This window comes from Methanosphaerula subterraneus, assembly GCF_052055875.1.
In the GTDB taxonomy this organism is placed as follows: Archaea; Halobacteriota; Methanomicrobia; order Methanomicrobiales; family Methanospirillaceae; genus Methanosphaerula; species Methanosphaerula subterraneus.
On record NZ_CP170508.1, the window covers coordinates 122,316 to 144,429 of the forward strand.

17 protein-coding genes are annotated in these 22,114 nt (G+C 59.4%); 11 read left to right on the forward strand and 6 right to left on the reverse strand.

The genetic code is table 11. From position 1 onward, the window contains the following. Positions 1–19: 19 nt before the first annotated feature. The 3 genes from ACFKSJ_RS00620 to ACFKSJ_RS00630 form a co-directional block, all read right to left on the reverse strand. Positions 20–1,093: a GHMP family kinase ATP-binding protein gene (locus ACFKSJ_RS00620; protein WP_440950345.1), complete on the reverse strand. Its 1,074-nt coding sequence runs from the start codon at positions 1,091–1,093 to the stop codon at positions 20–22. Between the two features lie 5 nt (positions 1,094–1,098). Further along, positions 1,099–1,659, reverse strand: a complete 561-nt coding sequence (locus tag ACFKSJ_RS00625; RefSeq protein ID WP_440950346.1) for a ferredoxin domain-containing protein — start codon at positions 1,657–1,659, stop codon at positions 1,099–1,101. Between the two features lie 80 nt (positions 1,660–1,739). Beyond that, positions 1,740–3,398 (reverse strand): putative manganese-dependent inorganic diphosphatase, encoded by a 1,659-nt coding sequence (locus ACFKSJ_RS00630; RefSeq protein ID WP_440950347.1) that lies wholly within the window; start codon positions 3,396–3,398, stop codon positions 1,740–1,742. Between the two features lie 103 nt (positions 3,399–3,501). Between ACFKSJ_RS00630 and uvrA the strand changes: the two genes are divergently transcribed. The 4 genes from uvrA (at position 3,502) to ACFKSJ_RS00650 (ending at position 10,721) form a co-directional block, all read left to right on the forward strand. Further along, positions 3,502–6,300 (forward strand): excinuclease ABC subunit UvrA, encoded by a 2,799-nt coding sequence (gene uvrA / locus ACFKSJ_RS00635; RefSeq protein ID WP_440950348.1) that lies wholly within the window; start codon positions 3,502–3,504, stop codon positions 6,298–6,300. Next, on the forward strand, positions 6,297–7,862 hold the full coding sequence (gene uvrC / locus ACFKSJ_RS00640) for an excinuclease ABC subunit UvrC (RefSeq protein ID WP_440950349.1): 1,566 nt from the start codon (positions 6,297–6,299) through the stop codon (positions 7,860–7,862). The genes uvrA and uvrC overlap by 4 nt, the downstream gene beginning before the upstream one ends. Then, entirely contained in the window at positions 7,859–9,826 is a 1,968-nt protein-coding gene (uvrB, locus tag ACFKSJ_RS00645; RefSeq protein WP_440950350.1) for an excinuclease ABC subunit UvrB, read from the forward strand. The genes uvrC and uvrB overlap by 4 nt, the downstream gene beginning before the upstream one ends. Positions 9,827–9,941: 115 nt before the next feature. Next, complete coding sequence (locus ACFKSJ_RS00650; protein ID WP_440950351.1) at positions 9,942–10,721, forward strand: heparan-alpha-glucosaminide N-acetyltransferase; 780 nt, start codon at positions 9,942–9,944, stop codon at positions 10,719–10,721. A 3-nt stretch (positions 10,722–10,724) separates the two neighbouring features. On the opposite strand, the gene ACFKSJ_RS00655 is transcribed toward ACFKSJ_RS00650, so the two are convergent. Next, the gene (locus ACFKSJ_RS00655) at positions 10,725–11,105 is read right to left on the reverse strand and encodes a DUF2703 domain-containing protein (RefSeq protein ID WP_440950352.1); all 381 of its coding nucleotides are present in this window, start codon (positions 11,103–11,105) and stop codon (positions 10,725–10,727) included. A 393-nt stretch (positions 11,106–11,498) separates the two neighbouring features. Here ACFKSJ_RS00655 and ACFKSJ_RS00660 point away from each other — a divergent pair, with 393 nt between their 5' ends. Beyond that, a complete protein-coding gene (locus tag ACFKSJ_RS00660) occupies positions 11,499–14,459 on the forward strand; it encodes a CHASE4 domain-containing protein (protein WP_440950353.1) in 2,961 nt (986 codons plus the stop codon). On the opposite strand, the gene msrB is transcribed toward ACFKSJ_RS00660, so the two are convergent. Both msrB and ACFKSJ_RS00670 read right to left on the reverse strand, forming a co-directional pair. Then, entirely contained in the window at positions 14,433–14,897 is a 465-nt protein-coding gene (gene msrB / locus ACFKSJ_RS00665; RefSeq protein ID WP_440950354.1) for a peptide-methionine (R)-S-oxide reductase MsrB, read from the reverse strand. The two genes, ACFKSJ_RS00660 and msrB, sit on opposite strands and share 27 nt — an antisense overlap. A 40-nt stretch (positions 14,898–14,937) precedes the next feature. Then, entirely contained in the window at positions 14,938–15,495 is a 558-nt protein-coding gene (locus tag ACFKSJ_RS00670; RefSeq protein WP_440950355.1) for a tetratricopeptide repeat protein, read from the reverse strand. A 422-nt stretch (positions 15,496–15,917) separates the two neighbouring features. Here ACFKSJ_RS00670 and ACFKSJ_RS00675 point away from each other — a divergent pair, with 422 nt between their 5' ends. The 6 genes from ACFKSJ_RS00675 (at position 15,918) to ACFKSJ_RS00700 (ending at position 22,086) form a co-directional block, all read left to right on the forward strand. Next, on the forward strand, positions 15,918–16,862 hold the full coding sequence (locus tag ACFKSJ_RS00675) for a nitroreductase (protein WP_440950356.1): 945 nt from the start codon (positions 15,918–15,920) through the stop codon (positions 16,860–16,862). Positions 16,863–16,943: 81 nt separating this feature from the next. Next, a complete protein-coding gene (locus ACFKSJ_RS00680) occupies positions 16,944–17,933 on the forward strand; it encodes an AAA family ATPase (protein WP_440950357.1) in 990 nt (329 codons plus the stop codon). A gap of 15 nt (positions 17,934–17,948) precedes the next feature. Beyond that, on the forward strand, positions 17,949–18,827 hold the full coding sequence (locus ACFKSJ_RS00685) for a DUF58 domain-containing protein (protein ID WP_440950358.1): 879 nt from the start codon (positions 17,949–17,951) through the stop codon (positions 18,825–18,827). Further along, a complete protein-coding gene (locus ACFKSJ_RS00690; protein ID WP_440950359.1) occupies positions 18,824–19,780 on the forward strand; it encodes a vWA domain-containing protein in 957 nt (318 codons plus the stop codon). Before ACFKSJ_RS00685 ends, ACFKSJ_RS00690 begins: the two co-directional genes overlap by 4 nt. Further along, positions 19,777–21,309: a hypothetical protein gene (locus tag ACFKSJ_RS00695; protein WP_440950360.1), complete on the forward strand. Its 1,533-nt coding sequence runs from the start codon at positions 19,777–19,779 to the stop codon at positions 21,307–21,309. Before ACFKSJ_RS00690 ends, ACFKSJ_RS00695 begins: the two co-directional genes overlap by 4 nt. A gap of 183 nt (positions 21,310–21,492) precedes the next feature. Next, on the forward strand, positions 21,493–22,086 hold the full coding sequence (locus tag ACFKSJ_RS00700) for an ABC transporter substrate-binding protein (protein ID WP_440950361.1): 594 nt from the start codon (positions 21,493–21,495) through the stop codon (positions 22,084–22,086). The last annotated feature ends 28 nt before the right edge of the window (positions 22,087–22,114 follow it).

A 22,114-nucleotide genomic window follows, 5' to 3' on the forward strand; every position in this document is an offset into this window, starting at 1 on the left:
AAGAGATGGTCTTTCTGTCTTACGGATACTGTATCTGCAGCCCGGTGTTGTCGACCATCGTCTCGATGGCAACCGACAGTCCAAGGGGTTTGAGCAGTTCATCCACCGTTTTCCGGTCTCGTTTTGTGATCAGGGCGATCGACGGGCCGACCGAGGACATCCCGACGAACTCAAACCCGGCATTCCGAAGCTGGCTCATGTAATTGTAGAGTTCAAAACTATGGTGCTCCACCTCGGCCCGCTTGGAGCCGCGGAACTCTATCTCCCAGATCACATCGCCCGCACGCTTCAGGTCCTCCTTTTCGAGAGCAGGGATCAGGTCCATCAGGATCATGTAAGCCTTCAGTTCCCGGTCCTGGTAGTCGAGCGACCGGGCCCGATTCATCAGCAGGTCGAACTCCTGTGTTCCGGCCGAGGATGTGTCGCTCTCTGGTATCACGATGTAGACCTGGTTTCCTTCTGCAAACGGGTGCTGGTAGGCCAGGACCAGTTCGTCGCCCATCACGGCAAAGCCGCCGTAGGTGCTGACTGCCGGGCCGACACCGGTCTCGAACCCGAACGCGATCGTCCCCTCGGCGGTCTCCTCGACGTAGTTGTGTCCGAGCAGCCGCCGGATCTGTTCGTCGGTGAGGGGAGACCCGAGCACGGCGTTGATGGCATGGGCGACGACGGTCAGGATCGTGGAGGTCGACCCGAGGCCGATATGGGCATAGGTGTGGTCCTCGGCACTGATCTTCAGGCCGCCGGTATAGCCGGTGACCTTCACCATGAGCGCCACGAGATGGCGGAGCAGCGGCTCACGGGAGTAGGTGATCTCGATCCCTGCCGGCGTACACTCGGCCGTGGCCGTGCAGTACAGCTGGATGGCAAACCCGATCCCTCCTCCACCGGGGTGTTCAGGGGCGAACCTGTTCATATCCAGCACGGTCAGGTGGATGCGGGACGGGGCACGCACCGTCACCGGCCCGTCCACCGGCCGCACAGCATCGTTCAGGTCGAGGTCCAGGGTCTGAAGAAATTCCCCTGGCTGAAAGGTCTTGAAGTCGTATTCGACGAGGTCCAGGTCCCCGCCTCTGATCATCATCTTGGCCATGCTCGTCACCTCCGCTGCCGATCGAAGTACGGGCTCTTCCCGCTGACACTGACGGGCACGCCAAAGGCCGCCGTGCAGTCTTCCAGCCATCCGAGCGAGAGTGCCGCGACGCCGGCCGAGTACATCACCCGGTTGTCCACATTATGGATCGAGGCGGTCTTCACGGCCGATCCGATGGCAATCCCGAGGTCGGTGATCCTGAGCACACAGCTGGGGGCGATGAATGGGCCCTGGTCGGGTGTACTCTCCCGCTTCTCAAAGGCGTCCAGCATCTCGCGGCAGGTCGGAAACCCGCATCCCCCGCAGTTGACCCCGGCCGTCACCTCGCCGTGCGTTCCGACGAGCAGGCAGGCGTCGCTGATGGTGACGTTGTCGGCGTCGCGTGCAAAAAACCGGATCTGCTTCTGCTCGCTGATCGTTCGCATCTCTTCAGCCAGGGCCAGGAGTTCCCCGCCTACAGCGACCCGTATCACCAGGGTATCGTCACCTTTGGCTTTGGGAGCGGTGCGGGCAGAGAGGGCCATCAGGTCGGCCACAATCCTGACCGCACGTGATTCTCCGTTCATGGAGAGCGTTATGCTCTCTGATCATGTAAAGGATGATTATCGGATCCCGGGGTCTGGATGAGAAAAGGGGTGGGGGAGGGTCAGAGGGTCCTGACCAGCTGTCCTATGTGGGGAAGGAAGTCCTTCTTACGCGACATCACGTTCTCGAGCAGTTTTGGTTGCGGACAGAGTTCCAGCTTCTGAAGGGCCAGTTCGTCGCCGGCGGCAAAGACCTCGCTGGCATTCTCAAAGACACTGGTGAAGAGGGTGATCGCAAAGTCGACCTTGTGGGCTCTCCGCTGGGCTGCCAGTTCTGCATGGATCTCGTCGGCATGCTGGCTGGTGAATGCAAACGAGGGGACCATCACCTGCCCGATCAAGAGCGTCTTCCCGAAGAGGTCGTAGTGCTTGGTATCCCTGGAGAGCAGTTCGGCGATCGGCAGACCTTCGAGCGCCATCCCCTTCTCGATCAGGCGGGTGCCGAGATCCTGGGGATCGATGTCGAGCAGGCCCGAGAGGTAGGTGACCGCCTTCCGGTCTTCATCGGTGGTCGTCGACATCCTGAGGACCAGGGTGTCCGAGAGGATCCCGCAGAGGAGGAGCCCGGCCGTCGACCGGGACGGTGTGCGTCCCCGGGCGACGAACATGGTCGTGATGATGGTGGAGGTGGAACCGACCGGCTCGTTGATGAACCTGATCGGCCGGAGGGTCGAGATCACCCCGAGCCGGTGATGGTCGATGATCTCGACGATATCGGCATTCTCGATCCCGTCGACGGCCTGGGCGGCCTCGTTGTGATCGAGCAGGACGACCGACTTCTGGATCTCCTGCATCAGGGTCGTCCGTGAGAGCATCCCGAGGAAGGTTCCCCCTTCTGCGGTCACGCAGGCGGTCCGGAACTTCGAGGTCGAGATCTGGGTCTTGGCGTACTCGAGCGAGTCCTCCCTGCTGACGATGGGAATATCGGTCTCCATCACCATGCTGGCCGGCAGGGAGAGGTGGATCATCTTCCCGACCCCGAACGCATCGAGTGCGGTGGCCAGCACCGAAACCCCCTGGGCCCGGGCTGCCTTGATCACCCGGTCGCCGACCGGGGCGCCGTCGGCGATGATCAGGGCTGCGACTCCCGCCGAGATCAGGGCGAGCTGGGTCGGTTCGTTGTCCCCGACGATCGCGACATCGTTCGCAGTCAGCCGGGAGAGGGTGACATGGAGGGCATCGATCGCGGTGTAGACCTTTCCTTCGAGCTGCTCGTCAGCAGCCACCACGACCTGTGCGCTCAGGATCTGCTCGAGGACGTCCAGCCGGATCGGCCCGATGGAGAGCTGCTCCATCCTCTGCCTGGTCACGTAGGCCCTCGCGAGCCCGTACTCGCTGACCAGGCCGAGCAGTACGCCCTGGTCGTCGGTGATCGGCATGTTCCGCATATCGTACTGGTCCATCATCGCGGCCACGTCGACGGTCGGGAGATCCTTCTGGGCGCACCGGGTGTCGATGAACGGGATATCGGCCACATTGGGTTCCACGCTCTCGATATACACCGGCGCCTCGACCGTGAAGGTCTCCAGGGCAAAGGCGGTCTCTGGGTTCACCTCGCCGCACCTGGCAGGGATATAGGTCCTGGCGCCCTTGTTTGCGTCCTCACTGTTCTGAAGTTCCGCATAGCCGATGACACTGCAGATACTGTCAGTATCCGGTTGTTTATGTCCGATCACATAGATACTATTGATATGAATCCCCCCATCCAGATGAGTCTCCATCTATTGGGTCTCTGTGCTGATATGTATAATCGTGCGGTCCGGGCACCTGGGTGCCGGAAGAAGTCTCTTTATGGGAGAGAACCCTCTAACTTCTGACGATACCATGAGGGAGATCATCATCAAGGGGGCGAGGGAGCATAACCTCAAGAATATCAGCGTGGCGCTCCCCCGTGACAAACTGATCGTCTTCACCGGCCTCTCAGGCTCCGGGAAATCGACGCTTGCGTTCGACACGCTCTATGCCGAAGGGCAGCGGCGGTATGTAGAATCCCTCTCCACCTATGCCCGGCAGTTCCTCGGGGTGATGCACAAGCCAGATGTGGATTCTATCGAAGGGCTCTCTCCTGCGATCTCGATCGAGCAGAAGACCACCTCCAAGAATCCGCGCTCCACGGTCGGGACGATCACTGAGATCTACGACTATCTCAGGCTTCTGTATGCCAGGATCGGTACGCCGTACTGCCCGGTGCACAACATCAGGATCGAGTCGCAGACCCCGGAGCGGATCGCCGATACGATCACCGCGGAGAAGGCCGGGCTGATCACGATCCTCGCCCCCATCATCAGGCAGAAGAAGGGGACCTACCAGCAGCTGCTCAAGGACCTGAACCGGGAGGGCTTCGCCAGGGTCAGGGTGAACGGGACGATCGTCCGAACCGACGAGGAGATCTCCCTGGACCGGTACAAGAAGCACAACATTGATATCGTGCTCGACCGGTTCGATACGATCGACCGGACCCGCCTCGTCGAGAGCATCGAGATCGGGCTGAAGCGGGCCGAGGGGCTGATCATCGTCGTGGACGAGGAGGGGCACGAGACGACCTACTCGTCGCTGATGGCCTGCCCGGTCTGCGGGATCTCATTCGAAGAGCTCCAGCCGCGGATGTTCTCGTTCAACAGTCCGTTCGGGGCCTGCGAGGAGTGCAACGGTCTCGGCTTCCGGATGGTCTTCGATCCTGAGCTGATCATCCCTGACAAGAGCCTCTGTATCGTGGACGGGGCGATCGCCCTGTACCGGAATGTCCTGGAGGGTTACCGGGGTCAGCAGCTCGATACCATCGCAAAGAGTTTCGGTTTCGACCTCTTCACGCCCGTCCAGGATCTGACCGAGGAGCAGTACAACGGGCTGATGTTCGGCTCTGACAAGAAGATCGACTTCTCGGTCACGATGAAGCAGGGGGATGTGCACTGGTCCCACCGGGGTACCTGGGAGGGGCTCCTCCCGCAGGCCGAACGGCTGTATCATCAGACGCAGTCCGAATACCGGAAGAAAGAACTTGAGAAGTTCATGCGGATCTACGAGTGCCCCACCTGCAAGGGGGCCCGGCTGAAGGAGAAGATCCGGGCGGTCCGGATCAATGATCGGTCCATCGTCGATGTGACCCGTCTCTCGGTCACAGCATGCCGGGATTTCTTCGCAAACCTGGATCTGACCCCCAAACAGGCGGAGATCGCCACGCTGGTGGTCAAGGAGATCACCGACCGGCTGAACTTCCTCGAGCGGGTCGGGCTCGGGTACCTGAACCTCTCGCGGTCAGCAGGGACGCTCTCTGGTGGAGAAGCACAGCGGATCCGGCTTGCAACCCAGATCGGGGCGAACCTGATGGGTGTGCTGTACGTGCTGGACGAGCCTTCTATCGGCCTCCATCAGAAGGACAACCAGCGGCTGATCGATTCACTCTGCACGCTCCGCGATCTGGGCAACACGCTGATCGTGGTCGAGCATGACGAGGAGACGATCCGTCATGCCGATTACGTGGTCGACATCGGCCCCGGGGCCGGGGTGCATGGCGGCCAGGTGGTGGCCAAGGGGACCCCTCTTCAGATCGAGCGCTCGATCAACTCGTTGACCGGCCTGTACCTCGCCGGCTCGCTCAAGGTCGATACCCCGAAATGGCGGCGGTCCAGCGACCACTTCATCAGGATCACGGGGGCCTCCGAGAACAATCTCAAAGGGATCGATGTCCAGTTCCCGATCGGGGTGCTGACCGTGGTGACCGGGGTCTCCGGCTCGGGGAAATCGACGCTGGTCTATGATATCCTGTACAAGGCCCTGCAGAAGAAATTGAACCGGAGCAGCGAGCAGGCCGGAAAGCACGAGTCGCTGACGCTCGATACCGAGATCGACAAGGTGATCGTGATCGATCAGAGTCCGATCGGTCGGACCCCGCGGTCCAACCCTGCCACGTATACCAAGATCTTCGATGAGATCAGGTCGGTCTTTGCCGGGGTGCCGGAGGCGAAGGTGCGGGGGTACCAGCCGGGCAGGTTCTCGTTCAATGTCAAGGGCGGACGGTGCGAGGCCTGCCAGGGTGACGGGCTGATCAAGATCGAGATGAACTTTCTGCCCGAGGTCTATGTTGAGTGCGAGGAGTGCAAGGGCAAGCGGTACAACCGCGAGACCCTCGAGGTGAAGTACAAGGGGCATTCCATCGCCGATGTACTGGATATGTCGGTCGACGAGGCGCTCCACCTCTTCGAATCGCTCCCTGCGATCAGAACCAAACTCGAGACCCTCTCCAGGGTCGGCCTCGACTATATCAAGCTCGGGCAGTCGTCGACGACCCTCTCGGGCGGTGAGGCGCAGCGGATCAAGCTGACCCGGGAACTGGCCAAGCGGGCGACCGGCAAGACGCTGTACCTGCTCGACGAGCCGACCACCGGCCTCCACTTCCATGATGTGAAGAAACTGATCCAGGTGCTGGACGACCTGGTCAAGAAAGGGAACACGGTGCTGGTGATCGAGCACAATCTGGACGTCATCAAGTCTGCCGACCATGTGATCGACCTGGGGCCGGACGGGGGTGACGGGGGCGGAGAGGTGATCGCGACCGGAACACCGGAGGAGATCGCGGCGAATCCAGGGAGTTATACCGGGGAGTATCTGAAGAAGGTGTTATGACCGTCGAGCCGCCCCTCGATCTGAACACGCTTCCGACTGCGCCGGGCTGCTATCTGTACCATGATAAGGATGGGACGGTGATCTATGTCGGCAAGGCCAAGAACCTGAAGCGGCGGGTGTCCAGTTACTTTCAGCGGCACGACCTCGATCCCAAGACCGAGGCCCTCGTCTCCCACATCGCCTCGATCCAGTTCATCGTCACCAACAACGAGGTCGAGGCGCTGATCCTCGAGAATAACCTGATCAAGCGGCACTGGCCGAAGTACAACATCAGCCTGAAGGATTCGAAGACTTACGCCTATATCCTCCGGACAGAGGAGGAGTTCCCCTGTTTCGTGGTGGCACGGGACCGGGACCAGCCCGGGACGTACTTCGGGCCGTTCACCTCGGCCCTCGAGCGCGACTACCTGCTCCGTGCCCTCAAACATGCGTTTCTGATCCGCTCGTGCCGGCGGCCGCAGAAGCGGGGGTGCCTCCGGTACCATATGCAGTCCTGCATGGGCCCCTGTGTCGGAGCGGTCAGCAGGGAGGAGTACGCCGAACAGGTCGGCCGGGCCGAGGCCGTGCTGAAGGGGAAGGGGAACGACCTGCTCGATGCCCTGAAGAGTGAGATGGCCGTCCGCTCCGAGGCACAGGAGTTCGAAAAGGCCCTCGTCATCAGGGACCAGATCCAGGCGATCGAACGGCTGCAGGAGCACCAGCGGGTGCAGCGGCAGAAGAGCTACGACGAGGACGTCATCAACTATCTGGTCGTCGACGGGACGGTCTACCTCGCCCTCTTCAACATCTACCGCGGGACGCTCGGTCAGAAGGAGGAGTACGTCTTTCCCTTCCACCAGGAGTTTCTGAACGAGTTTCTCGTCCAGTATTATGCCGACCACCCGGTTCCCAAGGAGGTGCTCGTTCCCCACGAGGTGGACGGATCGATCGAGGCGTTCCTCGGGGAGAAGAAGGGGCAGAAGGTCGGGGTCACGGTCCCGCAGCGGGGGGACCTGAAGAACCTGCTCGACCTGGTCAAAACCAACATCGAGACCCAGTTCTTTGGCGACCGGATCAAGGTGGAGGAGCTCCGGAAGGCGCTCCATCTTCCCTGTTCGCCCGGGGTGATCGAGTGTTTCGACATCTCCCACCTGAGCGGGACGGCGATGGTCGGGGTGATGGTCCAGTTCCGTGACGGCCGGCCCGACCGGAAGAACTACCGGAAGTACCGGATCAGGACCGTCGAGGGGATCGACGACTTCCGGGCCATCGCCGAGGTGGTCAGGCGGCGGTACAGCCGGCTCAGGGACGAGCAGAAGCGGATGCCGGACCTGATCGTCGTCGACGGCGGCAAAGGGCAGCTCCATGCGGCGGTCGACGAGCTGGCCGCTCTCGGTCTGAAGATCCCGTTGATCGCCCTCGCAAAACGGGAGGAGGAGGTCTATATGCCGGGTCTCTCCCTTCCGATCCCGCTCGATCGGCGCTCGAAGGCCTCGCTCTTTCTGCAGCAGATCCGGGACGAGACCCATCGGAGCGCGATCACCTACAACAGAACCCTCCGGAGAAAGAAGGTGGTACCATGAAGAGGACGGAATGTCAGGACGATCATCAATTCAAACTAGTTTCACCCTTCGAACCGAAGGGGTCCCAGCCCGAGGCGATAGAGCAGCTGGTGCAGGGTCTTTCGGACGGGCCGGCCCGGCAGACGCTGCTCGGCGTCACCGGGTCGGGCAAGACCTTTACGATTGCAAACGTGATCGCGGCCGTGCAGCGGCCGACGCTGGTGATTGCGCACAACAAGACCCTGGCCGCCCAGCTCTACAACGAGTTCAAGGACTTCTTCCCTGAGAACCGGGTCGAGTACTTCGTCTCGTACTACGACTACTACCGGCCGGAGTCCTATATCCCGCAGAGGGACCAGTATATCGAAAAGGATTCGGCGATCAACCCGAAGATCGAACAGATGCGGCTTGCGACGACGGCTTCTCTGATGAGCCGGCGCGATGTGATCGTGGTCGCCTCGGTCTCATGCATCTATGGTCTCGGCAATCCTGAGAACTTCCAGTCCATGGGGTTCGAGCTGAAGGTACATGACCGGGTGCAGCGTCGGGCGCTCCTGTTGCGCCTGGTCGAGATCCAGTTCGAGCGGAACGATATCGAACTGATGCCGGGAAGGTTCCGGGTCAAGGGGGACACGATCGATATCATCCCCGGGTACTTCAACAATATCATTCGGATCGAACTCTTCGGTGACGAGATCGAGCGGATCATGGAGATCGACCGGAACACCGGGGAGAAGCGCGAGAGCATGGACTACTTCTTCGTCTACCCGGCCCGCCATTTCGTCATCCCCGAGGAGACCCGGAAGCGTGCGATCGCGTCGATCCGGGAGGAGCTCGAGGAACGGTTGCCCGAACTCGGGCTGATCGAGTCGTACCGGCTCGCCCAGCGGACCCAGTACGATCTCGAGATGATCGAGGAGACCGGGAGCTGCAAGGGGATCGAGAACTATTCCCGCCATTTCGACTTTCGCAAGGCCGGGGAGAAGCCGTACTGCCTCCTCGACTACTTCCCCGACGACTTCCTGATGGTGATCGACGAGAGCCACCAGACGATCCCGCAGGTCCACGGGATGTACAATGGGGACTACTCGCGCAAAAAGTCCCTGATCGACTACGGGTTCCGTCTTCCCAGCGCTTTTGACAACCGGCCGCTGAAGTTCTCGGAGTTCGAGCAGTACATGAAGGACGTGATCTTCGTCTCTGCGACCCCGGCACGATACGAACGGGAACTGTCCTCGCAGGTGGTCGAACAGATCATCCGGCCGACCGGCCTCGTCGACCCGCCGGTAACGATACGGCCGACTCGGGGGCAGACCGCCGATGTGATCAGCGAGGTGAAGAAGGTGATCGCCCGGGGCGACCGGGCCCTGATCACCACCCTGACCAAACGGCTGTCTGAGGAGTTGACCGAGTACCTTGCTGACCGGGGGGTCCGGACCCGGTACCTGCACTCTGAGATCGATACGATCGAACGGACCGAGATCATCCGGCAGCTCAGGCTCGGGGAGTTTGATGTGCTGGTGGGAATCAACCTCCTTCGGGAGGGTCTCGACATCCCCGAGGTCGGGTTCATCGGGATCCTCGATGCTGACAAGGAAGGGTTCCTGCGGGACGCCCGGTCTCTGATCCAGATCATCGGCCGGGCTGCCCGGAATATGCATTCGTACGTGGTCCTGTACGCGGACACCATGACCGATTCGATCAAAACCGCACTCGGCGAGACCGAACGGCGGCGTACCTTGCAGCTCGCCTACAACGAGGAGCACCATATCGTCCCCGAGACGATCAGGAAGCCGATCCGGGAGAAGGAGATCGACCTGAAGGATGTCAAGCATCTGCCGCGAAGAGAGATCCCGAACCTTCTGATCGCCCTCGATGCCGAGATGAAGCAGGCCGCCGAGGTGCTCGACTTCGAGCGGGCGATCGCGATTCGCGAGCGGATCAAGCAGCTCAATGCCCGTGCAGCCGAGGATGGAGATACCTGAATCAGAGCCCCACCGCATCAGTGATATGTGCGACCCCTGGTCTGCTCGTCACTGAAGATTAATACGTCCCCGGAGGAAAAAGGATACAGATGTCAGTCCCCTGTCAGGAGTCCTGGTGAGCGTGGAGCTCCCATCCCGGTCGTCCCTCTCCGCCCGTCTCTTCCCGAAGAAGCCGGGACGGTACTGGGAGATCGATCTCCTGCGGGGTACCGCAGTGCTGATGATGGTCCTCTACCACCTCCTCTTTGACCTGAACTTCTACGGGATTATGCCGGTTCAGGTCGATGCCGGCTTCTGGCGGTACTTCGCCCTGACCACCGCCTCGCTCTTCGTGCTGCTCGCCGGGGTCTCGGTGACGATCAGTGCGGCCAGGGCGGAAGAGAACTCGGGAGCGGCATGGCCCTACCGCCGGCTGGTCAGACATGGTCTCACCGTCCTTTCCTGCGGGCTGCTGATCACGCTGGCCACCTCCCTGTACCTCGGTGACCTCGCGATCCTCTTCGGAATCCTGCACCTGATCGGGGTCTCGATCCTCCTCTCTCCGCTCTTCCTCCGGTTCAAACACCTGAACCTGCTCTTCGGGCTTCTCTGTATCTGGGCCGGCCAGGTGGTTGCAGGGATCAGCGGTCCGCTCTGGCTGCTCTGGGCCGGCATCCATCCTGTGGATTTCGGCAGCGTCGACTACACGCCCCTCCTCCCCTGGTTCGGGGTGATCCTGATCGGCCTCTGGTGTGGAAGGGTGCTGTACCCCGGGGGTCGACGTGGGTTTCGCCCTCTCCCTGCAGCCCCCCGGCTGGCAGAGCCGGTCCTGCTCGTCGGCAGGCACTCGCTCATCGTATATCTTGTTCACCAGCCGATCCTGGTGGGAATCCTGATGGTGATCACCTGGTCGTGATGCCTATTCCTCTTCCAGTGCAAGCAGAATCGTCTTCCTGATCAGAAACTCGGTCATAGCCGAAGAAGACTGGTCCTCCTCGCCGAGCGGATGGCAGCAGAGTTCTTCTCTCCGCGACCGTGCATGGCAGTAGTCATGTGAGGCCTTCACCCTGCTGTACAACTCGCGAAAGGGCCGGCCGTTCAGGAGAACCTCATCCACCCCTTCACCACGTTCCCGAGGAACCACCTCCTCGGTGAAGCTGAGGTCGATCCCGGCGTCTGCCAGCGGCTGCTCGATCTCTTTCAGGATCTCCGGAAGAGTCTTTCCGGTGTCTGCACTCATGACCGTACTCGTGCACCTATCACTGCTGTGCTGCCATCTCATCTCCAGTCTCTTCTGCATCCTCTCTCCTCTGGGTTACACCTTCATCTGAGATCCTGATACCCTGTTCCTCTGATCTGCAGGTGCTGGTCGAATTATTTATATGCTATTACTATACATAGGCGACATATCCTATCGTTCCCGAAGGTGATGGTTTGCCGACTGAGGATTCCGGGGTTATGGTGATGGCTCAATATGCTGCCGACCAGCAACCGGTTCGGTCATCCGCCATACCCGCTGTCGCTCTCCCCAGGTGGGTGCAACCGGATCATCACCGCTCTTCAGATAGTATAACCTTGTATAAAACCGTGACTTTTATTATTTTTCCGGGTTCTCTCTCTCCTTCTGGTCTGAAGGACGCCTCGCCTCCTGTTCTGGATGGAGGGGATATCGCCCGGGCACCAGGAGGTTTCCATGAAACTTCGTGAGAAGATCCTGCTCACCCTCGGGCTCACGCTCGTATCGGTGATCGTGGTGATGCTCCTCTTCACCGTGATGGTCATGCAGAACGGGTATGCCGACCTTGAAGCAGAGCAGATGCACCACGAGGCGAGTCAGGCCCGGTCGCAGATCGATGCCGATCTCTTCAACATGAATGGCCGGCTGTCAGACTGGGCGGCGTGGGACGACACCTATACTTTTGCCCTCGACCCCGGCAATCCGGATTACATCAGCGCAAATATTAATAACCAGAGTTTTTTTCCACTCGATATCAATGTAATGCTGATCTATGACAATGATCATCGGCTCCTGTATGGTCAGGGGTTCAACCAGAGCAGCGGTTCCCTGGAGGATCTCCCGCCGTCACTCTTTGATGCGATCTCAACAACATCCGGATTCCTGAATGTGACTGAGGCGGAGGGTTCGAAGACCGGAATTCTACTTGTCGGGGATCAGCCGATGCTGCTCGCAGCGCAACCGATCCTGACCAGTACCTATCTCGGGCCGAGCCCGGGGGTCATGATGATGGGGCAGTACCTGGACTCGATACGGGTGAGTCGTCTTGCCGAACAGTCGGGTGTTCCGTTCACTCTTATCCTGAACCGGTCCGCTGACAGCCTTCTCTCCTCATCGGTGCGGGCTGGGGGCACCATCTCTGAAAACGGGGTGATGATCTATCCGCTGAACAGTTCCCTGGTCGCCGCAACGCTGCCGCTCTCTGATGTCGCCGGCACCGGATCGCTGCTGATTCAGGTGCTGGAGCCACGCACGATCGTCCAGAGGGGTGCTGCCAGTGCCTGGCTCTTCATCCTGACCACGCTGCTGGTCGGCCTCCTCTTCGTCGGCCTGAGCCTTGGATTTGTGGACCGGGTGGTCCTCGCACGGTTGAGTCACCTGACCACGGGTGTCAGGGCGATACAGAGCGAAGGGGGAACTACTCGAATACAGGGATTCCCTGGCAGTGACGAACTGGCCCTCCTCTCCGGAGCGATCAACGGGATGCTGGACGAGCTCTCGCTGGCGCACCAGTTGACCCGGGAGAGCGAGGAACGGTACCGGATCCTTGCAGAGTCGGCGCAGGACCTGATCTTCATCTTTGAAACCGATGGCGGGCTCACCTATCTGAACCCGACTGCACAGGCAATGCTCAGAATGACCGGCAGAGCGTATATCGGGCAGACGATCTCCGGATATTTCATCGCAGAGCAGATCTCCCCGGCCGTGGACGCGTTCAGGATCGTCATCGAGACCAGAACCCCCCAGCGCATCGAGGTCGATGTCACCATCGCCGGCTCCGATCACTGCTTCGATGTCGAGGTGATCCCGCTCATCAACCCTGATGGAGAATTTAGCGAAGTGATGGGGATCGCCAGGGATATCACCGACCGGAAACGGGCAGAGGAGATGATACGGTATACGAATGCCTACAACCGATCGCTGATCGAGATCAGCCGTGACCTGCTGATCATCGTCGACCCGGCCGGGATCATCACCGACCTGAACGCGACCGCCGAACAGGTGCTCGGGTACCCTCGCCAGGTCCTGATCGGGACCCGGTTCGGTGAGCGCTTCACTGAGCCGGACCGGGTCAGGGACTGCTGCCTGGCGGTGCTGAACGGTGGCGCCGGCGGGGAGACCGAGGCAGTGATACGTCATATGGACGGGCATCGTATCCCGCTCCACTGTACCTCGTCACTCTTCTGCGATGGTGAAGGAGTCCCGATCGGGGTGCTGGTGGCAGCCCGGGACATCAGTGGGGAGAAGCGGGTCGAGGAGGATCGGCTCAGGCTGGCACGGTTGGAGACCCTCGGCGTGCTGGCCGGGTCACTGGCTCACCAGTTCAACAACCTGCACACCAGTATCCTCGGCAACCTGACCCTTGCGAGATCGATGCTCGATGATCGGGAGGCCTTGCTCGGCCGGCTCATCGATGTGGAGGAGCAGGTCACCAGGGCACGGATGGTGACCAACAAACTGCTCACCTTCTCCAGGGGCGGCGAACCGCTCAAATCCCTTCAGGCGATCGAACCGCTCCTCCACGAAGCTGCAGAGAACTCCATCGGGCGAGGACCGCATCGGGTCGACTTCCATGTCGATGACAATCTCCCCAGACTCTCCCTCGATCGGGACCAGATCGTTGAAGCGCTTCAGCAGTTGATCACGAACGCCCGGGAGGCGATGCCCGGAGGCGGCACGATCACCATCGCCGCCAAACTCTGCAATCGAAGGAAGAACGATCAGGAACCGCTCCTCTGTATCCATGTGATCGACAGGGGGTACGGGATCCCGGACGAGGACCGGAGTAAGATCTTCGAGCTCAACTTCACAACCAAGGAGGGGGCGGCAGGTCTCGGGCTTCCGCTCGTCCGTTCGGTGATCCAGAAACATGGTGGAGAGATCGAGATATCATCCATTCCGGGCAGAGGAACCACGGTCATCTTCAGGATCCCGATTGGATCTGATAGTCCGCTGGATCTTACCCCGCGTTTCCCAACAGGACGCATTCGTGTCCTGATCATGGATGATGAGGAAGCCATCACCGATATCCTCAGGATCTGGCTTACCCGACGCGGATACGATCCGGTGATCGCCCCAGACGGTGCTGCGGCAGTTCAGGCATATGAGGATGCGATGATCCGTCACCGGCCATTCGATATCGTCTTCCTCGATCTCATCGTCCCCGGGGGCATGGGTGGTGAGGAGACCATGAGAGCTCTCCTCACCCTTGACCCTGCGGTGCGGGCTGTTGTCTGCAGCGGATACTCGACCGACCCGGTGATGGCTTCGTACCGGGAGTACGGTTTTGTCGGTCTTCTCCCCAAACCGTTTCAACTCACGGCGATGGAAAACCTGATCCTCGCGATCATGAAGGGATCGGAAACTGGAATACCGCCAGACCGGATGATCTCAGTCACCTCTGACCAGTCTGAGTGAGGCTGAGTTCATACAGAACCGTTGATGGGTGGGTGCCGGACCGTCATCAAAGAGGTGACCGAGGTGGGCGTCGCACCTGCTGCAGAGCACCTCGGTGCGTTCCATTCCATAACTGTTGTCCTCTACGAAGTGAACGTTCGTTTCAGCGACAGGGGCGGAGAAACTCGGCCATCCCGTCCCTGAATCGAACTTCTTATCAGAGGAGAAGAGGTCGGTGCCGCAGCAGACGCAGGTATAGATCCCCTTCTCGACAGAGTGGGCATAGATCCCGGTCCCGGCCGGCTCTGTCCCTTTCTTCCGTGCCACGCTGAACTGGTTTGGGGTGAGCAGGCGTTGCCATTCGGCGTCGGTGTGGATGACCTTCTCAACCATCTCGGTCCTGCCTGTCGCGACAGAGAAGATCGGCACCAGATCAGCCTTGATTGCTGGTTGTTCCATGCATGGTGAGTGTCATCGGCCGTATATATGGATGCCGCACCTAGACCCCGAGTTTCCTTGCAGTCTCCCTGCAGACCTTCGCCTCTTCAGGTCGTTCGAGGAGTTCCATCACCTCGCCGGTCACCGCCCAGGTCGTGCCCCGCTGAGGGTCCAGGTCCAGGGAATATTCAAGCGCCTCCAGTGCATCCTCTGATCTGCCGAGCGCTTTCAGGCAGAGCCCTTTCATCAGCCACGCCGTGCTGTCCTTTGGGTTGATCTCCAGGGCGGTCTCAAAGCACCAGCTCGCCTCCTCCTGCCTGTCGAGATCGATCAGCTCAAATCCCTTTCCAAGCCAGGCGTCGAACTTGTGCGGCCCCATCTTTATGGCCCGATCATAGCAGGCGAGCGCTTCCTCCTCTCTTCCGAGATGTTTGAGGGCTCTGCTCTTCCCCATCCAGGCCAGGCTGTTCTCTGGTTCCCGCTCGATCGCATTCGCAAAGCACCAGGCTGCCTTCCTGTATTCGCTGTTCTTCAGATCCTCCTCACCCCGCCTGACCCAGATTGATGCCAGATCTTCATCTGTCAGCACCTGGTCCTCACTCTTCAGGGTGTGGAGCATTGTTGGAAAATCGATCGAGCTCCCTCCTTAATGGCTATTTGAGAAACACGCACAAATACCTTTTGATTGCAGGATTTCACCTGCGCTCTCACCAGACTGCCGGCCCTCTGCACCGGCGCCGCAGGTGTCCGATTCGGCCCTCCGGGGATCATTCCTTCTGTCCGGTGACGAGTAGTCCTATAATTTTGGACATACCAGGATACAAAAGGACCTTTATCAACAGGTTAATTAAACATGTTAAATTTGTGCATAGTTAAGAAGATTGAATACATAAAAAACGAATATTGTGTTCTATTATCTCTCAGAGAGGGATCGGAGACGCGCCGGACATGGATAAAAAAACTGTGATACATGCAAAAAACCGCAGATTGTTCGCTGTATTCATCTGCATGATAACCCTGGTAGTGATACAGGCATCTGTTATGCCGGTTCTGGCCGGAGATACGGTAAAGGAACAGATCCCTGCGAAGAACCATATCAATGTTCATATCGCCAACAGTGACGGCGCCAGGTTCGACCTCTTCCATAACAACACCTACTACATCAAATTCGATGGCGGCGGCCTGAATGCCCTGCATTTTACGACCAATCCATCCGAACCTTTCGGGCAGGTGACCAATACCACCAGCTCGTCAGGTGTCTTTTATCTTTCAGATACCGGGGGGAGAGGATTTGATGATGACGTCATCCTGATGCTCGCAGTACAGGGAGAGGTTCCCGAGGATTTCAAGGTCCATATTCGATCGAGCGGGTATCAGTGGGAGCCGGTTCCAGTCCTGAATAAACCTCCAGAACTGGGTGACCTCACCTATGTCGACGGGGCGCTGAACGAGACCTTCACAGGATCCGACTTCGTCTATTCTCCTCAGGCCTGGAAACCGGCCGGGCTGGAGAATTATCCCCTCATCGAAGGCGAGGATATGAAGAACCCGGCCAATACCTATTCGCTCCTCTTCGTCGACCTGAATGTCGGTGCCCTGGGTTCCAACAGCAACCTCACCGGAATTCAGAATGATGGGGCTGCAAAGGTGGAGTTCTCCTTTGAAAACCTGAAGACAAAGACCGCATTCAATGGGTATGCCTATAATAATCAGTCCAACCAGGGTCAGGGGATCTCATGGACCAACCGGGTATCAGAGACCGGCAGCAGCGGCTATGTTGTCTATGGGTCGCAGTCTCTCTCCGATTTCACCCCAACCAATACCACCACCTTAGACCCTGCCAGCCGGTCCACCCCGGCTCATCCCCGAAATGGAAACAACACCAACGTTCCACCGGCATCACCGAAAGATCCAGATCTATTTGAGACCGTAACCGGCTGGTTCTCCGCTCTGCTCCATTCACTCGGACTGAGCGGATCTCCGTGATCGGGACCGGATCGATGCCATCCCCTTTCTTTACCTATTGATCGCACTGTACCGAATGATGATTTGATTGGAGTACCACACATGATTGCCCCGGATATTGCAGTAAAGAATACCAATGCACTGAAGTATCAAAAACCACTCACCCAGCTCCGACAGGAGATCAGCACGATAATCGTGGGTCAGGAGCAGGTGATCGATCACCTGCTGATCGCCCTTCTTGCCGGCGGGCATGTCCTCCTTGAGGGTGTTCCCGGGATTGCCAAGACCCTGCTGATCAAGACGCTCTCCGAATGTCTTGACTGCGGTTTTGTCAGGCTCCAGTTCACCCCGGACCTCCTCCCTGCCGATATCATCGGCACCAAGATCTACAACCAGAACGAGGCACAGTTCAGCACCACCAAGGGTCCAATCTTTCACCAGTTCGTGCTCGCCGACGAGATCAACCGGGCTCCGCCGAAGGTCCAGTCCGCTCTTCTCGAAGCGATGCAGGAGCGGCAGGTGACCATTCAGGGAGAGACCTTCCCGCTCGAAGAACCGTTCTTTGTGCTGGCGACCCAGAACCCCATCGAGTCTGAAGGAACCTATTCGCTCCCCGAGGCGCAGCTCGATCGGTTCATGCTCAAAGTGATCATGACCTATCCCAGCCTTGAAGAGGAGATCCGGATCCTGGACCGATTCTCTGAGACGGTCCCAGTGCGCCCTTCGTCGATCCTGACTGAGGAGGCGCTCCGCTCGATGCAGGCCTTCACGCGCACCATCTATGCAAGTCCCGAGATCAAGCGGTACGTCGCCGAACTGGTCGACGCCACCCGCACCCCAGACGCCTACGGCCTGTCGATCGGAGGGTATATCGCCTGTGGAGCGTCGCCCCGCGCCTCCATCAGTCTCGTCCTGGCTGCAAAGGCTCACGCCCTGCTAAACGGGAGAGGCTACGTGATCCCCCACGACATCAAGGCCGTGGCGCACAGTATCCTTCGTCACCGGATCATCCGAACCTATACTGCTGAAGCAGAGGAAGTCTCGACAGATCAGATGATCGATTCAATCCTCGGTACTGTCCGTGTCCCGTGATCCCGGATGTGCATGATGACAGATCTGAAGACACTGCTTCATAGCCTGCAGACCATCGAACTGAAGACCAGCATCCTGGTGGAGGGTCTCGCTGCCGGCGAACATCGCTCCCTCTTTAAGGGACAGGGGATCGAGTTCTCGGAGATCAGGGAGTACGTGCCAGGGGACGATATCCGGACGATCGACTGGAAGGTGACCGCCCGGCTGAACCGTCCGTATATCAAGGACTTCTCTGAAGAGCGTGACCAGCGGTATTATTTTCTGATCGATGGTTCGGCATCCGGCTCGTTTGGAAGTCAGATCAGCAAAGCCCAGCGCATTCTCGAGGTGACGGCATCGCTGATGTTCGCGGCCCAGAAACAGCACGAACAGATCGGCCTCTGTATTTTCACGGACCGGATCGAGCAGTACATACCTGCCCGGAGGGGACGAAGACACCTGCTCGCTCTGCTGAACGCCCTGATTGCCTACACGCCGCACCCGGGAGGAACCGACCTCGCCGCTGTGCTGAAGCAGTTCACCCCGCTCGTAAAAAGGCAGTCCTCGGTGATCATCATCTCAGACTTCTTCACCGAGGATCCCGCCCCAGCTCTCTCCATCCTTCGCCTGCACCACGAGGTCTCCGCCATCAGGGTCACCGATCCCAGGGAGCATGAACTCCCCGACTGCGGCCTGATGATGTTCGAGGACGAGGAGAGCGGCGAACAGCTGCTCGTCGACACCTCGGACCCCGCCATCCGGGAGCGTTACCGGCTGGCGACCGTGGCCGCGGCGCGAACCTTCTCCGACATGTGCCGGCGATGCAGGGTGGCCCAGGTCAGACTCAGCACCGACGAACCGTACGACATCCCCCTCAAACGTCTGTTTGGGGGACGGGCTATTGGAGGGAGATGACGATGCCAGGGTTCACCAATCCCCTCTGGTTAGTGGGACTGATCGGGATACCGATCCTGTATTATCTGTACCGTCGGGCGACCAAGAGCAGGAAGAACACAGCGATGGCCTTCTCCCATGTCGCCTTTCTCAAGTCGGCACTCGGTGAGAAGAAGCCGTCCCGGCGCCCGCAGTACCTGTTCCTCCTCTCGATCATTGCGATCGTGCTCGTCCTCGTCGGCCTCGCCAACCCGCATCTTCCCCTGGACCAGACCAAGGACGGGGTCAGTGTCGTCCTCGTCATCGATGATTCCGGGAGTATGGCGGCGACCGATTACCAGCCGAACAGACTCGAGGCGGCGAAGCAGTCTGCGGCGCTACTGATCCAGTCCCTCGATCCGAAGGACTATGCCGGCGTCGTCATCTTCGAGTCCGGGGCGACCACGGCGGCATATCTCTCTCCCGATAAGGACCGGGTGATGGAGAAGACGCAGGCGATACAGCAGAAGAACGGACAGACCGCACTCGGTGACGGACTGGCACTGGCCGTCGACATGGCCGATTCGATCCCCAACCAGAAGAAGGTGGTCGTCCTCCTCTCCGACGGTGTGGGCAATGCCGGTGTGATCTCCCCGGAGGATGCCACGGAGTTTGCTATGCAGAAGAAGGTCCAGGTCTTCACAGTTGGACTGGGCTCGACGAGTCCGGTCCTGCTGGGGTCAGATCCTATGGGCACACCCCAGTACGCGACCCTCGACGAAGCGACCCTGCAGTCCATTGCAGAGAAGACCGGGGGGGCCTACTACACCTCGGTGGATGAACAGACACTGCACCAGATCTATGCCGGGCTGAACCGGGAGATTGTGCGGGAGAAGGAAGAGACGAGCATCCAGCCGTTTCTCTTTGCCGGCCTCCTGCCCGTGTTGCTGGCCGAGCTCTACTTCCGGTATGGAAAGAGGCGTATCATCCCATGAAGCGAGTGCTCTGTCTTCTGCTCCTGCTCTGTCTCGTCCCCATCGGTGCGGCAGCCCAGGAGATCACGATCTCCTCTGATCAGAGGGACTATTATGTTCAGCAGGGGGCTCAGGCATCCATCCCCCTGGTCCTGACCAATACCTATGGCCATGAGGTCAGAGGCACGCTCGAGCGAACCGTCGTCAGCGATAGCCTGACGAGTGCCGGTGCCGGCCCCGAATCTGCGGTTCAGTCTGCTGCGTTCAAGATCCCGGACGGGGTGCACAGTATCAACCTGCACCTGGGGCCGTACGATGCACCGGTGACCCAGAAGGTCACCCTCCGGTTTGAGTATACCGAGGGTACCGACCGGGTGGTGACGCTGGATGGGCTGGTCGTCTATGTGACGGAGAACGACCCCGGGCAACAGAACACGAAGGATCCCCTGATCAGCACCGATCTCCCTGCATCCCAGACGCCGGTGCAGGAGGTACAGCAGGGGCAGGGGGAGGGGCAGAGTCTCGACCAGGCCCTGCAGAACGGGCAGATGCCGGGGGATACCGGGGCTCTGAAGAACCAGTTGATGCAGGAGGCGAATGCGACTGCCCGGAACCGGACGTCACTGGAGCAGGTGATCGAGAACGATCCGACGATCCGGGAGATCCTCGCTTCCCTGGATGCGCAGGGATTCTCGGTGGACGATAAGCAGGTGACGCCTGAGTCGAATACCACCGGGCAGTTCCTGTATCATTTCAAAAAGAAGTCCGGTGAAGAAGCAACCCTGAACGGAGGGATGAAGGACGCTTCCTTCGTCTTTGCCGATCAGGTGTCTGCTTCACCCCTCTCCCTTCCTTCCCTGATGCAGAAGAATGCGACCTACCAGGCATTTGCCGACGGATTGCACGGCGATGGGTTCGACCATGTGAAGACCGAGATCAATTCAACTCCCAACAGAACGGCGGTGGTCCTCGCCTGGGCAGATCGCGGGCAGAACCCGGCCACTGCGGTGGCAACGGTGATCAATAACACCACGCTCGCAGGGCTCACCCTTCACCGGCCTCCACCTGTTCCCTCCACCCTGATCCCGATGCTCCTCGCGTTTCTGCGCCCGATTGCCCTCACGCTGCTCGGGGTGCTCTGTATCGTTGGAGGTTTTGTCCTCTACCGGCGGAGGAGAAGGGATCCGGACCTGGCGGCTGAGGTCCAGCCGCCCTTTGATTACGTGCAGGCGGCGGAGGACCTGCTGGTGGCGGCTGCTTCATTCTATGCACAGGGTTCTCCCCAGCGTGGATATGGCGCTGCAGGAGAGGCCCTCCGCCTCTTTCTCTCGTACCATTACGGCGATGGAACCTCGTCCACCGACCAGGAGGTGATCGCTCTTCTCACCAGGCAGGGCTCTGATATCAGTGAGATCCAGGAGATCCTGGCGCAGTGCAGCCTTGTAGAGTTTGCAAAACGAGAGCCCGAAGCAGCGGAGTTCGGCGGGATCCTTGCCTCGGTCAGGGTGATCATCAGGGAAGCGGGTCGGATCTCAGGGGGTGTTAACTAAATTAAATTTACTCAACTAAGAAATAAAAAGACATAAATGGTGATATTCGAATAAATTGTATAAAGGGGGAATAGAACGATTTTTCTTGCGATAGATGATACCGACAGCCTGGAATCCCGTGGAACAGGTCGACTGGCCAGGACGATAGCCGATGCGATAGCAGAAGAATTTCTGGTCTACGGGGTGACTCGCCACCAGCTCTTTGTCCATGCGGACATCCCCTTCACCTCCCATAATTCCTGTGCCGTCATCCATGTCTGTGAAGAGAATCCGAAGATTGCAACCCAGATCTTCTCTCTGGCACAGAAGCTGATGCTCGACGATTTCATTGAAGGGAGCGATCCCGGGGTTGCTATCGCACTCTCTGCACAGATATCCCCTTCCCTGGTGGCCTACGGACGAGATGCCCAGCATACGATTCTGAACCAGGAACGGGCACGGACCCTCGCCCGTAATCTGAATATTCCCCTCAAAGGGCTCGGCGGGACAGAGGACGGAGTGATCGGAGCGATGGCCGGGCTCGGGCTCGCGGCGACGCGGAACGACGGCAGATTCCTGCAACTGGGCATGGTGCGGGATATCACCGGCCCCTGCGAGGTTGAGGATCTGCTCGCAGCCGGCATCGACGAGGTCTGGAATATCGCAGGGACGAGAGTCACCAAAGGAACCGTGCAGAATCCTGAGGAGAAATCACCAAAACCCTGTCCGGTCAACGGGAGAGCGATCCTGTTTGTAGAGGAACGCGAAGGGGAACTGTTCCCGATCAAGAGGAATTGAACTGAAGTATACCAAGCGGATCCTGGCC